This is a genomic window from Kribbella deserti (assembly GCF_042434725.1).
GTDB lineage: Bacteria > Actinomycetota > Actinomycetes > Propionibacteriales > Kribbellaceae > Kribbella > Kribbella deserti.
In genome coordinates this window covers 583043-595779 of sequence record NZ_JBHLTC010000018.1, presented here as the reverse complement: position 1 = coordinate 595779, position 12737 = coordinate 583043, and the positions used below count along the sequence as shown (strand labels likewise).

13 protein-coding genes are annotated in these 12737 nt (G+C 67.8%); 5 read left to right on the top strand and 8 right to left on the bottom strand.

Translation table 11 applies throughout. From position 1 onward, the window contains the following. Window positions 1-44: 44 nt before the first annotated feature. A complete protein-coding gene (gene ddaH / locus ACFFGN_RS16035) occupies window positions 45-809 on the bottom strand; it encodes a dimethylargininase (protein ID WP_380048166.1) in 765 nt (254 codons plus the stop codon). Window positions 810-921: 112 nt separating this feature from the next. On the opposite strand from ddaH, the gene ACFFGN_RS16030 reads away from it, so the two are divergent. Then, complete coding sequence (locus ACFFGN_RS16030; protein ID WP_380048164.1) at window positions 922-1437, top strand: hemerythrin domain-containing protein; 516 nt, start codon at window positions 922-924, stop codon at window positions 1435-1437. Window positions 1438-1440: 3 nt separating this feature from the next. Here ACFFGN_RS16030 and ACFFGN_RS16025 read toward each other — a convergent pair whose 3' ends face one another. From ACFFGN_RS16025 to ACFFGN_RS16005, 5 genes are read right to left on the bottom strand one after another with little or no spacing between them, the layout of a single operon-like run. Next, on the bottom strand, window positions 1441-2169 hold the full coding sequence (locus ACFFGN_RS16025) for an MBL fold metallo-hydrolase (RefSeq protein WP_380048162.1): 729 nt from the start codon (window positions 2167-2169) through the stop codon (window positions 1441-1443). Beyond that, the gene (locus tag ACFFGN_RS16020) at window positions 2166-2558 is read right to left on the bottom strand and encodes a YccF domain-containing protein (RefSeq protein WP_380048160.1); all 393 of its coding nucleotides are present in this window, start codon (window positions 2556-2558) and stop codon (window positions 2166-2168) included. The genes ACFFGN_RS16025 and ACFFGN_RS16020 overlap by 4 nt, the downstream gene beginning before the upstream one ends. Continuing rightward, window positions 2555-3412, bottom strand: a complete 858-nt coding sequence (locus ACFFGN_RS16015) for an alpha/beta fold hydrolase (protein ID WP_380048158.1) — start codon at window positions 3410-3412, stop codon at window positions 2555-2557. Before ACFFGN_RS16015 ends, ACFFGN_RS16020 begins: the two co-directional genes overlap by 4 nt. A gap of 4 nt (window positions 3413-3416) precedes the next feature. Continuing rightward, window positions 3417-4574, bottom strand: coding sequence for a saccharopine dehydrogenase family protein (locus ACFFGN_RS16010; RefSeq protein ID WP_380048156.1), 1158 nt, complete (start codon window positions 4572-4574; stop codon window positions 3417-3419). After that, on the bottom strand, window positions 4571-5473 hold the full coding sequence (locus ACFFGN_RS16005) for a short-chain dehydrogenase/reductase (RefSeq protein WP_380048154.1): 903 nt from the start codon (window positions 5471-5473) through the stop codon (window positions 4571-4573). The genes ACFFGN_RS16010 and ACFFGN_RS16005 overlap by 4 nt, the downstream gene beginning before the upstream one ends. Before the next feature lie 73 nt (window positions 5474-5546). Between ACFFGN_RS16005 and ACFFGN_RS16000 the strand changes: the two genes are divergently transcribed. Then, entirely contained in the window at window positions 5547-6164 is a 618-nt protein-coding gene (locus ACFFGN_RS16000; RefSeq protein WP_380048152.1) for a TetR/AcrR family transcriptional regulator, read from the top strand. 21 nt (window positions 6165-6185) lie between these two features. Here the strand turns inward: ACFFGN_RS16000 and ACFFGN_RS15995 are convergent, their stop codons facing one another. Next, window positions 6186-7148, bottom strand: a complete 963-nt coding sequence (locus tag ACFFGN_RS15995; RefSeq protein WP_380048150.1) for a hypothetical protein — start codon at window positions 7146-7148, stop codon at window positions 6186-6188. A 114-nt stretch (window positions 7149-7262) separates the two neighbouring features. Here ACFFGN_RS15995 and ACFFGN_RS15990 point away from each other — a divergent pair, with 114 nt between their 5' ends. From ACFFGN_RS15990 to ACFFGN_RS15980, 3 genes are all read left to right on the top strand, one after another. Next, entirely contained in the window at window positions 7263-8066 is an 804-nt protein-coding gene (locus ACFFGN_RS15990) for an exodeoxyribonuclease III (protein WP_380048148.1), read from the top strand. A 25-nt stretch (window positions 8067-8091) separates the two neighbouring features. Next, on the top strand, window positions 8092-10167 hold the full coding sequence (locus tag ACFFGN_RS15985) for a S9 family peptidase (protein ID WP_380048146.1): 2076 nt from the start codon (window positions 8092-8094) through the stop codon (window positions 10165-10167). Window positions 10168-10958: 791 nt separating this feature from the next. Continuing rightward, window positions 10959-11909 (top strand): sigma-70 family RNA polymerase sigma factor, encoded by a 951-nt coding sequence (locus ACFFGN_RS15980; RefSeq protein WP_380048144.1) that lies wholly within the window; start codon window positions 10959-10961, stop codon window positions 11907-11909. Between the two features lie 96 nt (window positions 11910-12005). Here ACFFGN_RS15980 and ACFFGN_RS15975 read toward each other — a convergent pair whose 3' ends face one another. Beyond that, window positions 12006-12725 carry an HAD family hydrolase gene (locus tag ACFFGN_RS15975; protein ID WP_380048142.1) on the bottom strand — a complete coding sequence of 240 codons (720 nt, stop codon included), beginning with the start codon at window positions 12723-12725 and terminating at the stop codon, window positions 12006-12008. Window positions 12726-12737: the final 12 nt, after the last annotated feature.

Below are 12737 nucleotides of genomic sequence, written 5' to 3'. Positions count from 1 at the left end.
GCCAGCCCAGGGGCCCGCGAGCGTCCTGTGGATCCAGGACTAGCTCATTCGCGGAGGCGGACGGATAGGCAGGTGACGCAGCCTTCGAGTTTCTCGAATTCGGAGATGTCGACCACGACCGGCTGATATCCCTTGGCGGCAAGCAGTTCCGCGGTCGCTGGGGCGGACGAGGCCATCAGCAGACGGTTGTCGCCTAGCAGTACGACATGTGCGCCGGCCTCCTCCGGAACGGCCAGGAACGACTCGAAGGCCGATGGGTCGTCCACCAGCGGCGGGTAGCCGATGACGGTTCCGTCCGGCAGGGCGGTCACGGCCGACTTGAGGTGCAGGACCTTCGTCACCGGTACGCCGATGACCTTCGCGCCAAGGGGTTCGAAGGCCGCGCGAAGCTGGTCGACGCCTGCCTGGTTCGTCCGGCCGCCGAGACCGACGTAAATGGTGGAACCGACCTTGAGCACGTCTCCCCCGTCGAGCGTGCCTGGTTCGACGATGTGCTCGATCCGGTATCCCTGCGCCGCGACGGCCTTCTCGGCGTCGACCGCCTCCGCCCGGCGAGGCTCGGCCCCCGCGCGGGCAATCACCGCCACGTCCCGGTAGACCACCATCGTGTCCTCGACGAACACGGCGTCCGGGCAGTCGTCGGCCGGTGGTACCTCGACGCAGGTCCATCCGGCCGCCGCCATCGCGTCGACGTACGACTGCCACTGAGTGACGGCCAGATCGACGTCCACCTCGGTCCGGTCCAGATGGGTGACAAGGCCTTCCGGCAGTCGGGGTCCGGGCCGTCGTACCAACGCGCGCTGAGTCATCTGCCGAGGTTAACCGCCCCGGCGTGCGGCGCATGGTCGGGCAGGGCCGGGGTACCGGCAGGCGACACCCCTCCGACTGGTTGGAAGGGGCCACGATCCCGAGGAGGACCTGATGCCGAAGATCTCGATGCCCACCGGTGGCGACGTCGTGGAGGTCATCCTTGCCGACCACCGCTGGTTCGAGGAGGCGCTGCGCGAACTGCGGGACGTCACCAGCGACCGGTCCGCCGTACTGGCCGATCTGGCCGCCGTGCTGATCGCGCATGCCGAGGCCGAGGAGTCGAAGGTCTATCCGTCGCTGAAGAAGAAGGACGCGATCGACGCCGAAGAGGTCGAGCACTCCGAGCACGAGCACGACGAGGGCAACGAGGCGCTGCTGGCCCTGATGGAGGTCGATGACACCGCCAGCGAGGAGTTCAGCGAGAAGGTGCACGAGCTGTCCGAGTCACTCTCGCACCACCTGGACGAGGAAGAGCGTGACGTGCTCAACCCGGCCCGCACCGACGTATCGGCCGACGTCCGCAAGAAGCTCGGCGACGAGTTCGCGGCCGAGCGCAATCGCCTGATCGACAGCGGCTGCGGCGACATCACCAACGTCCGCAAGCTGGTCGAAGCCAGCAAGGGCTAACCGTCAGAGCGGAACGACCAGACCTTCTTCGGCGGCGATAACCTCGCCGCCGAAGACCTGTCTGGCCTCAGTGACTGACACCGCCCGATCGCTCCCAGGCCAGAAGTGCGTCAGGAGCAACCTGCGAGCGCCGTTGGCCGCCGTAGCCGCTTCTCCCGCCGTCATCACGTATCGCGGCTCTGTAGCGGGCGAAGGCCCCTGCAAGGTCGCGTCCGCGACGAACAGGTCAACACCCGCCGCAAGGTGTCCCAGCAGCTCAGACGGTCCACTGTCACCCGTGTACGCCAGGCTCACCCCAGGCGCGTCCAGCCGCAGGCCATAGTTCGTGACGTAGTGCGGCAGCAAGACGGTTTCCAGCTGGAAAGGCCCCACCACACCGGCTTCCAGGTTCCGTATGTCGAACACGGACGCGGGATCCGGCCGAGGCTCTAGAGCCCGCAGTACGTCCAGAACGCCCGGCGGGCAGTAGAGCGGGATCGGAGCCGCCTCCCGTGCCAGGTCGTACCGAACCCGGGCAAGTCCGCTCACGTCGACACAGTGGTCCGGATGCTGATGGGTCACCATGACCGCGTCGACGGCGCCGTCCGGGCACAACTCCAGCAGCCGTGGCAACGCCGCATAGCCGAGGTCCAGCACGACGCGGAAGCCGTCGTACTCCACGAGGAAACCGGCGCAAGCGCGGCCGGGCTCGGGCCAGGCCGCGCAGGTGCCGAGGACTGTGAGGGATCTCAACGGGTGGCGAAGGGCTGGTCTGAGGGGACGATGTCTTTGCCTAGTGGGAGTAGGGAGATCGGGATCAGCTTGAAGTTGGCCAGGGCGAGCGGGATGCCGATGATCGTGACGAGCAGGGCGATGCCGGTGACCAGGTGGCCGAGCGCGAGCCACCAGCCGGCGAAGATCAGCCAGATCACGTTGCCGATCACCGAACCGGCGCCGGCGGTGCGGCGGTCGACCACGGTCCGGCCGAACGGCCAGAGCGCGTAACCGGCGATCCGGAACGACGCGATACCGAAGGGAATCGTGATGATCAGCACACAGCAGATCACCCCGGCGATGACGTAACCGACGGCCAGCCAGAAGCCGGCGAGCACCAGCCAGATCAGGTTCAGCAGCGTTCTCATGGTTGCAAGCCTGCCACGCGCGCGAGGTGTTCCCGGGTCAGCCTGGCGACCGTTCGGGGATCATTCCGGGGCAACCAGTGCCCTCCCCTGACCACGCGTACGGCGAGTTCAGGGGCCCACCGGGCGACTTCGGTCTGCAAAGCGGTCGTGATGAAGGCATCCCCGTCCGGCGATACGGACAGCACGGGAACGTCGGTAGTCCGTGGCGACGGCCTCAACAGCCTCGGCATCACGTTGGCCCGGTACAACTCCAGCCCGTTGATGAAGTCCGCCATAGACCGTTCGCCTTCACCAGCCGGTAGACCGCCCGCGGCCCGTTCCAGCCGGCCGAAGACCTTCATCCCCCAGCCAAGACGCCAGCCGAGTTCCGGCACTACTGGCAGGTGGAAGTAGAAGATGTACCAGGAGTGCAGCAACTGTCGGATCGCCTCGACCGATCCCGCGCGCAGGAAGTACCCGGCGTGGTCCAGCGAAGGCCCTGAGATCGACACGTACGACGCGATCCGCTCGCGCAACGCCTCGCTGGTGACGAAGTGCCAGGCCTGGATCGAACCCCAGTCGTGCGCTAGTACGTGCACGGGCTCATCCGGGCTGACCGCGTCGATCACCGCGGCGAAATCCGCCTCCAACCGCTCCAGCCGGTACGCCGCCCGCTCCCGCGGGTGGTCCGAGGCGCCGGCCCCGCGCACGTCGTACGCCACCACGTGGAAGTCGGCCGCCAGTTCCTCGGCGACCTCCTTCCACAGCGAGGCGTTGTCCGGATAACCGTGCACGCAGACGATCGCCGGCGCCGCGGGATCGCCGTACGAGTAGACGGCCAGTTCGACCCCGTCCGGGGCGGTGACGCGGCGCACGGGCTCAGTAGTCCTCGGTCGAGACCACGCGAATGGTCAAACCGGCGTCGATCAGGCGCTTGCGCAACGCCGGGCCCATCGCCACTGCGGTGGTCACCTGGCCGGAGGTGGCCGGCAGGTCGTCGTACGTCAGGCACAACGCGCATTCGGCCAGCATCTTGGCCGTCTCGTCATAGCCCGGATCGCCACCGGCGAACTCGGTGGTGACGCGCTTGCCGCCACCTTCGGCGATGAACCGCGCCTTGAACCACGACTTGGCCCGCTGTTCCGCGCTGGGCCCGTCGCCAGAGGTGATCCGGTCGAGCATCAGCTTGCGCACGGGCGGCACCTGGGCGCCGAGCAGCAACCCGGTCGAACCGGCGAGCAGCCCGAGCATCGCAGGCAGGCGCTTCACCGCAATGAAGTGGGAGTACCGGAAGTCGGGCCCGTAGCGTTCCAGTGCCCGGCCCGACGCGGCCACCACCCGCGGGTCGACGCTCGGGAACGGGATCGCCCACCAGCCGCCGCGCCGGTGGATCCGCCCGGGCACGGTCCGGACCGAACGGCCTTCCGGCTTCGGCTCGATCCGCCTGCGCTCCTTGCGCGCCGCCACGCCCTGTTTGGGCCGGGAGGCGATCGTGACGACCGTCTGCAGTGTGCCCGCTGACGGGCGTCCGCCCGCAGTCACCACGCCGGTCACCTGGATCGGGACCCGCTCGGGCAACTGCTCCACGGCGTACTGCACGCCGATGTCGTACGGGATCGAGTCGAAACCGCAGCAGTGCACGATCCGCGCGCCGGTCTCGACCGCACGCTGGTGGTACTTCACGTACATGGTGTCGACGAACTCCTGCTCACCGGTCAGATCCAGGTAGTCCGTGCCCGCCTCGGCGCACGCGGCGACCAGCCCTTCGCCATAAAGCACGTACGGCCCGACGGTGGTGATCACCGCCCCGGTCGACGCGGCCAGCTTCGCCAGCGACTCCGGATCGGTGACGTCGGCCTCCAGCAGGTCGACCGACAGGCCGAGTTCGTCCCGCACGGCCTCCAGCTTGGTTCGATTCCGCCCGGCGAGGGCCCACTTCAGCTCCGCCGGCGCGAACTTGGCGAGGTACTCGGCTGTCAGGCGTCCGGTGAACCCGGTCGCACCGAAAACCACGATGTCGTACTGGCGATCCTTCATCCGGCCACCTTACGAGCGGCGGCGACGGCGATCTCGCTGTCGGCGAGTCCACCCGCGCCGGAGGCCCGCGACGAGGCGGCCCGGCCACGTGCCTCGATGTCGGCGAGCGCGGCGCGGTCGGCCTTCGGCACGCTGAACCGGCTGCCCGCCTCCACGACGTACGGCCAAAGGGAACGGAAGACCTTCATCACGCCGATCCAGCCCGGCACGTGCACCACCCGCGAACGGCGATCGATGCCCCGGGCAAATTTGTCGACGGCCAGTTCGAGCGGATAAACCCGGCTCACCAGCGGTACGCCGGTACGGACCTTGCCGAAGACGGGGTGTTCGTCGACGCCCCGAACCATGTCGGTGTCGACGAACGTCAGGTGCGCGACGCCAACCTTCACGCCGAGGTGCCGCAGTTCGGTCCGCAAACTGTTGCCCAGGGCCTCTACTCCGGCCTTGGCCACGTTGTACGAAGCAAGGCCCGGGATGTGCACTACGGCCGCGAGAGAAGAGACGAGCAGTAGATAGCCCTTGCTGTCGATCAAGTGCGGCAAGGTCGTGTGCACGGTTCGCCAGACACCGAACAGGTCGACGTTGATCACGCGCTCCCAGACCGCCGGGTCCATGCTGCGGCTGAAACCGGGCGCGGCGATACCCGCGTTCGCGACGACCACGTCGATCCGGCCGTACCGCTCGGCGATCTCGGCGACGGCCTCGCCCAGCGCGGCCGTGTCGGTGACATCCACCTCCCACCAGCCGGCTTCGGGTCCACAGTCGGCGGCGACCTTGGCCAGTTCGTCCGGCTCCAGTCCGACCAGCGCGAGCGTGTCTCCCTCGGCGGCGAGGCGGCGGGCGACGGCCGCGCCGATCCCCCTCGAGGCTCCCGTGATCAGTACGACTCTGCCGGCCATGGCACACCCTTCGTTGTTGAGTGGATACTCAACAGTAGGTGCTTGTTGACCGTTTCCTCAATAGACTGCCGGTATGAATCGCCTTCGGCCCGACGAGCGCCGCGTCCAGATCTTGGCCGCGGCGCGGCGCGTGCTGGAGGCGGATCCGCACAGCGAGGTTTCGGTCGAGGAGGTCGCGGCCGAGGCGGGCGTCTCCCCCGCGCTGCTGTTCCACTACTTCGGCTCGAAAAAGAAGTTCCAGTACGCCGTGATCGAGGAAGCCGCCGCGTTGATGCTGCTCCGGACCGCGCCGGACCTCTCGTTACCGCCGGACGAGCAACTCCGCACCGGTATCCGGGCGTTTGTCGGCGCCGTACTGGAACAACCGCAGCTGTATCGGGCCACGCTGGCGATGTCCGCGGCCGGTGATCCCGCGGTCCGGGCGCTGCACGCGGAGATGCGGCGAACGTTCACCGGCTGGGTGGTGGCGGCGGTCGCCACTTTGGGCGTTGGTACGACGCCGGCTGTGACGTTGGCCTGTTACGGCTGGCAGGGCTTTGTCGAACAGACCTTGCTCACCTGGCTCGACGGCCCGTCGGTCGATCGCGACGAGCTGGAGCGAATGTGTGAGGAAAGCCTCGGCTTGTTGCTGCTGACGGCCGTCACGAACGATGACGAGCGAGCGGTACTGAAGACCCTGGCCCGGGTCTGAGGACCCGGGCCAGGACTCAGATCACCAAGCGGTCAGGCGAACCCAACCGAGGCGGCCTTCGTTCTTGACGCCGGCCGCGGCCTCACAGTTCGACCTGGCCGAGGTGAAGTGATCACCCGACGGCAGGAGGCACCGGTAGATCGCGGTGTACTTGCTGCCCGGGTTGAAGGTGTAAACGAAACCTTCCCGCCGCAGCACCCGCTTGCCTTCGCAGTTCGCCTGCAGGGACAGGAAGTGATCGGTACGGGTACCGATCGGGTACGAGCAGCCGTACAGCGCGCGGGAGCGGCTGGTCTGGGTCCAGCGAATGGCCCAGCTGCCCTCGCGACGGTAGTTCGCGTCCACGGCACTGGAGGTCTCCCAGTGGTCCGGGCCGTTGTTGTACCGCGAGAACCCGACCAGGCTGGCCGTGGTCCGCGCGTAACCGAGGAAGCCCGCGTTGCGCGCGCCCTCGCAGTTGCTGCGGATCGAGACGAAGTGATCGCCCTTGGTCTGGTAGCACTGCCACAGTGCCGCCGTCGCCGGGGTCTTCGGCTTCGTCTTGTAGATGTAACCGAGCAGACCGATCTTCACCTTGCCGCCACAGTTCGAGGCGAACGAGATGAAGTAGTCGTACGAGCCCGCGCGGCATTCGTACAGCGCGCGCGTGTTCGTGGGGTTCGTGCGCAGCAGACCCCACAGGCCGCCGAGTTCGGCGTACCAGCCGGCGGTCTTCAGGCCGACAGTGGTGACCCGGTGCCGGGCGGTACCGCGGTTGTAGTACCGGACCAGCGTGGCCGGATCACCGGCGGCGGCCGGCATCGCCGTACCTTGTGGCGCGACCGCCGTGGTCGCGACCGGAGCCTTGGCCTCGGCCTTCATCGGCGCCGGAGGCATGGCCGAGGACGGCTCGTCGGCGACGCGAGCGCCCGCGGGCAGCGTCGCCGTACAGACGGCCAGTACCGAGGTGCCGAGCACCAAGGCCGCCCTTGTGAATTTGTGCAACTGATTCTCCTATCCAGTGATTCTTCCCCCGCGGGCGGAAGCTACCGGCCCCGAGGGTCCTCACCGGGCACTCTTCGATCAGGATCGAAAGGTTCACCCGCTAGAGTTCCGCGGGTGCTGAGAGTGGCTACTGCGAACGTGAACGGAATCCGCGCCGCCTATCGCCGGGGAATGGCCGACTGGCTCGCCGCCACCGACCCCGACTTGCTGCTGATGCAGGAAGTTCGCGCGTCCGACGAGATCCTGCGCGACCACCTCGGCGGTGACTGGTTCATCGCGCACGCCGAGCCCGGTACCGACGGCAGCAAGGGCCGTGCCGGCGTGGCCGTCGCGAGCCGCCGGCCGATCAAGGCCGAGCGTTCCGAGGTCGGCCCGGAGCGGTTCCTGGGCTGTGGCCGCTGGGTCGAGGCGGACGTCGTCCTGGATGACGGGTCGACGCTGACCGCCGTGAGTGTCTACGTGTACACCGGCGAGGCCGAAACGCCGCCGCGGCAGGAGGAGAAGTACGCCTTTCTCGACGCGATGATGGCCCGGCTGATCGAGCTACGGGCCGACGGGCGGCACGTGCTGATGTGCGGCGACCTGAACATCGCGCACCGCGAGGAAGACCTCAAGGCCTGGAAGGCCAACCGCAAGAAGTCCGGATTCCTGCCCGACGAACGGGCCTGGCTGGACCGCTTGTTCGCGGCGGGCTGGATCGACCTGGGCCGGCGCTTCGGTGGCGACGGGCCCGGGCCGTACTCGTGGTGGTCGTGGCGCGGTAAGGCTTTCGACAACGACGCGGGCTGGCGGATCGACTACCAGATCGCGTCACCGGAGCTGGCCGAAAAGGCCGTGGATTGCGCGGTCCACCGGGCCCCGACGTACGCCGAACGCTGGAGCGACCACGCACCGGTCGTCGCCACCTATCAGGTCTGATCGCGCCGGGCGGTAGTGTCGCGGCATGTCCGACCTCACACCGCCAGTAGCCGCACGTAAGCCCAAGGAACGCAGTCACCACGGCGACGTCTTCGTGGACGACTACGAGTGGCTGCGGGACAAGACCAACGAAGAGGTTCTCGAGTACCTCCGGGCCGAGAACGCCTACACCGCCGCCCGCACCGAGCACCTGAAGTCGTTGCGCGAGGCAATCTTCTCGGAGATCTCCGAACGCACCCTGCAGACCGACCTGAGCGTGCCGGCCCGTCGCGGCGGTTACTGGTACTACACCCGCACGATCGAGGGCAAGCAGTACGCGATCAGCTGCCGGGTCAAGGTCGAGGGCGACGAGCCGCCGGTCACCGAGGGCGACATCCCGGGCGAGCAGCTGCTGCTCGACGGCAACCAGGTCGCGGGCGACTCGGAGTTCTTCGCGCTCGGCACGGTGGACGTCTCCCCCGACGGCAACCTGCTCGCGTACTCGGTCGACCTGACCGGCGACGAGCGCTTCACCCTGCGAATCAAGGACCTGCGCACCGGCGAGCTGCTGCCGGACGAGCTGACCGACATCCACTACGGCTCGGCCTGGTCCGCCGACGGCTCGACGTTGTTCTACACGAAGACCGACGACGCCTGGCGCCCGTACCAGGTCTGGCGGCACGAACTCGGCGCCACCGAGGACGTGCTCGTACTGGAGGAGCCGGACGAGCGGTTCTGGGTCGGCGTAGACCTGACCCGCAACGAGCAGGCGATCCTGGTCTCACTCGGCAGCAAGCTGACCAGCGAGGTCTGGCTGCTCGACGCGCAGAACCCGGCCGGCGAACTCGTCGTCGTGGCCCCGCGCCGCGAAGGTGTCGAGTACGACGTCGAGCACGCGGGCGATCAGCTGCTCATCACGCACAACGCCGACGCGCCGAACTTCTCCCTCGCGACGGCACCTCTCGACAACCCGGGCAGCTGGACCACCCTGCTCGCGGCCGACGAGGAGAGCCGCCTGCTCGGGGCGGACGCCTTCGCCGGACACGTCATGGTCTACCGCCGCCGTAACGCGCTGACCGAACTCGCCGTGCTGCCGCGCGAAGGCTCCGGCTTCGGTACGCCGGAGGCGCTGGTCTTCGACGAGCCGATCTACTCGGTCTCCCCCGGCCGGAACGACGAGTGGAACGACACCCGCTACCGGTTCGGCTACACCTCACTGGTGACCCCCTCTTCGACGTACGACGTGGAGGTCGCGACGGGCGAGCGCCGCCTGCTCAAGCAGCAGCCCGTGCTCGGTGGCGTCGACCTCGGCGCGTACACGCAGTACCGGGAATGGGCCACCGCGCCGGACGGGACGCGCGTGCCGATCTCGATGGTGGCGCGCAAGGACGTCACCCCGGACGGGAACGCGCCGGTACTGCTTTACGGCTACGGCTCGTACGAGTCGTCGCTGGACCCGTGGTTCTCGATCCCCCGGCTGTCGCTGCTGGACCGGGGCGTGGTTTTCGCGATCGCCCATGTCCGCGGTGGCGGTGAGCTCGGGCGGCACTGGTACGACGACGGCAAGATGCTGGCCAAGCGCAACACGTTCACCGACTTCATCGCGTGTGCCGAGCACCTGGTGTCATCCGGCTGGAGCCAGCCGTCCCGGATCGTCGCTCAGGGCGGTAGTGCGGGCGGTCTGCTGATGGGCGCGGTGGCCAACCTCGCGCCGCAGGCCTTCGGCGGCGTCGTGGCCGAGGTGCCGTTCGTGGACGCGCTCACCACGATCCTGGACCCGTCCCTGCCGTTGACGGTGATCGAGTGGGAGGAGTGGGGTAATCCGCTGGAGGACCCCGAGGTTTACAAGTACATGAAGTCCTACTCGCCGTACGAGAACGTCGCGGCGCAGGACTATCCCCCGATCCTGGCGATCACCAGCCTCAACGACACCCGCGTGTTCTACGTCGAACCCGCCAAGTGGGTGGCCCGTCTCCGTGAGCTGAAGACCGGTGACTCCGAGGTACTGCTGAAGATCGAGATGGAGGCCGGCCACGGCGGCCGAAGCGGCCGCTACGACGCCTGGCACGAACTGTCCTTCACCCTCTCCTGGATCCTCGACACCCTGAAACTCGCCAGCTAACAGCGACGAGCTGAGGCCAGCGAGGACCTCCACACTCACCGCCGTCCCGATCCCCTTGGGCTGCCGTGCTTCGCCCCGTTTCGCCCCGGTCTGTCGCCGTAGGTCGCTGGTTCGCCCCCTCGCCGTTGCGCTCAGCTGGATCCGTCCAGCGGCCGGGCCGGCTATCGGATTATGGGACGACTACCGGGTTGTGGTGTACCCACTACCGACCTTTTGCGCGGCTACCCGGTTCCAACCAGGTAGCCGCGCAAATACTCGGTAGCCGACCCCAGGACCACCATGTCCGGGCCGCCGCCTCTCCACGTCATGCCACGATCGGACCCTATTCGCCCTGCGCCGACCGGGAGAGCGACCAAGCGAATTGGGACCGATCGTTGCCACCCGAAGGCCACACGGAATGCCCAGCGTCACCGGGGATGTTGAACTTGTGCAGCCGTTTCGTGGCGGCGGGCGCGGGTACCGCAGGGATAGGCGCAAATGCGGTGTGTCCTCCACCACATGGCACGGCGACAACCAGGAGGGGGTGGCGAACGTCCTGGAGGTGGCTGGCAGCTGCCCGCTGGTGAGGCGCTTTCCTTTGTTTACAGGCATTCCGGACCGGATACCCCGTTCCACCCGTCCATTCGCGCGTCGGCGCCGAACAACTGCCGTACGCGGGCGGGAAAAGATGAGAGAACGGTGCCGGGAAATCTCAGGGAACCTTCAGGGTCTTTACACCCTGATCGTGGAATCTTGAACCTCACTCGAGCGTTGCTCTCCATGTAACGACGAAGGGAGTTTCGGTGGCTCGCATGGTTCGTGTCCGTTCAACGGATGACGGTATCGACGGCAAGGACAGCGTCGGTCTCTATCTCGAAGAGATCGCTCGTACGCCGCTGCTGTCGGCGGAAGAAGAGGTCGAGCTCGCTGAGACGGTCGAGGCAGGGCTGCTCGCGGAGCAACTGCTGGCCGAGGGGCGGGTTGGTCGGAAAAAGGGCGGAGCGCCCAAATACGCGACGGCGGAAGAGCTCGAGTGGCTGGCCGAAGAGGGCCAGCGCGCACAGCAGCGCTTTGTGACCGCGAACCTGCGGCTGGTGGTCTCGATCGCCCGTCGTTACGGCCGGTCGCAGATGCCGCTGCTGGATCTGGTCCAGGAAGGCAACACGGGCCTGATCCGCGCGGTGGAGAAGTTCGACTACCGCAAGGGCTTCAAGTTCTCGACATATGCGACCTGGTGGGTTCGCCAGGCCATCACCCGCGGTATCGCGCAGCAGGCCCGAGTGGTCCGCCTGCCGGTGCACGTGGTGGAGCAGCTGAACCAGATCGGTTCGGCCCGGCGCACGCTCGAGCGCAAGCTCGGCCGTGAGCCCGAGGTGGAAGAGATCGCGCTGGAACTGGATCTGGAGCCGGAGCGGGTTTCCGAGCTGATCCGGATCGGCCGCGATCACATCAGCCTCGACAACCCGATCGACGACGAGGGTGAGACCTCGCTCGGCGACCTGATCGCCTCCGAGACCTCCCCCGGTCCGGACGAACTGGTCGCGGACGCGTCGGACCGTTCGGGTCTGTTCAGCCTGGTCGACAAGCTCGACCCGCGCTCGGCGGACGTGATTCGCCGTCGCTACGGGCTGCATGACGGCCGCCAGGCCAAGCTCGCCGATATCGGCGCCGTGCACGGCATCTCCGCCGAGCGCGTTCGCCAGATCGAGCGGGAGGCCCTGGGCCGCCTGCGTCAGCTGGCCGATCCTTCCCTGGCCGCCTGAGCCAACGGCGGCGTCAGCCGCCACCACCGAAGAGCCCCCCAAAGGACCCCCGGCGCCGCCCTCCCGGCCCGGGGGTCCGCTCTGTCCGCGGCCGGATCAGGCCGCTAGCCAGTCGTCGATGAGTGGGACCAGCTCCGACAGCTTGTGCACGGTGGCGTCCGGCACGCCCTCGGTGTGGCCGATCTGGTTCAGCGGAATGTCGCCGTGCGGGATGTGCACCGCGCGCATGCCCGCGTTCTGTGCGCCCCAGACGTCGTCGAACAGCCGGTCGCCCACGAACACGCAGCGCTGAGGATCGATCGCGCCCGCGGCCCGCATCGCCGTCAGGAACGCCTCCGGATGTGGCTTCGTCCACGGGATCTCGCTGGAATAGACCGCGCCGTCGAACAGCTCGAGCGCGTTGTCGCGGTCGAAGATCTCCTCGTGGTGCTCGCGCGGCCAGATCGTATTGGACAGCACGCCGACCTTGAGGCCGCGCTCACGAAGAGCGGTCAGCATCGCCGGCGCATCCGGGTCGAGCAGGCTGTGCGGATGCCACTGCCGCTTGTACTCCGCGAGGGCGTCGGGGGTCATCACGACCTCCGCCAGCGTGCACACCTCCTCGAGCGTGCCGCTGACGTGCTCGTCGCGGGCGCGGGCCCAGACGCTGTCTTCGGCCTTGTGCAGGGCAATGGCCAGCTCGTCGGCCCGGTCCGGGTCGATCTGCGCCGCGACGGCACGCCAGGCCGCGACGATGTCGATCGTGTGCCAAGGGGTCAAGGTGCCGCCCCAGTCGAACAGGACGGCCTCGATCGGTGCGGGGTTCTCAGTTCTCACGCCCCAAAGACA

Bases quoted from the DNA above. Each gene is read 5' to 3' on its own strand.
- ddaH (WP_380048166.1), bottom strand. From the start codon at position 809: ATGACTCAGCGCGCGTTGGTACGACGGCCCGGACCCCGACTGCCGGAA.
- ACFFGN_RS16030 (WP_380048164.1), top strand. From the start codon at position 922: ATGCCGAAGATCTCGATGCCCACCGGTGGCGACGTCGTGGAGGTCATC.
- ACFFGN_RS16020 (WP_380048160.1), bottom strand. From the start codon at position 2,558: ATGAGAACGCTGCTGAACCTGATCTGGCTGGTGCTCGCCGGCTTCTGG.
- ACFFGN_RS16010 (WP_380048156.1), bottom strand. From the start codon at position 4,574: ATGAAGGATCGCCAGTACGACATCGTGGTTTTCGGTGCGACCGGGTTC.
- ACFFGN_RS16005 (WP_380048154.1), bottom strand. From the start codon at position 5,473: ATGGCCGGCAGAGTCGTACTGATCACGGGAGCCTCGAGGGGGATCGGC.
- ACFFGN_RS16000 (WP_380048152.1), top strand. From the start codon at position 5,547: ATGAATCGCCTTCGGCCCGACGAGCGCCGCGTCCAGATCTTGGCCGCG.
- ACFFGN_RS15985 (WP_380048146.1), top strand. From the start codon at position 8,092: ATGTCCGACCTCACACCGCCAGTAGCCGCACGTAAGCCCAAGGAACGC.
- ACFFGN_RS15980 (WP_380048144.1), top strand. From the start codon at position 10,959: ATGGTTCGTGTCCGTTCAACGGATGACGGTATCGACGGCAAGGACAGC.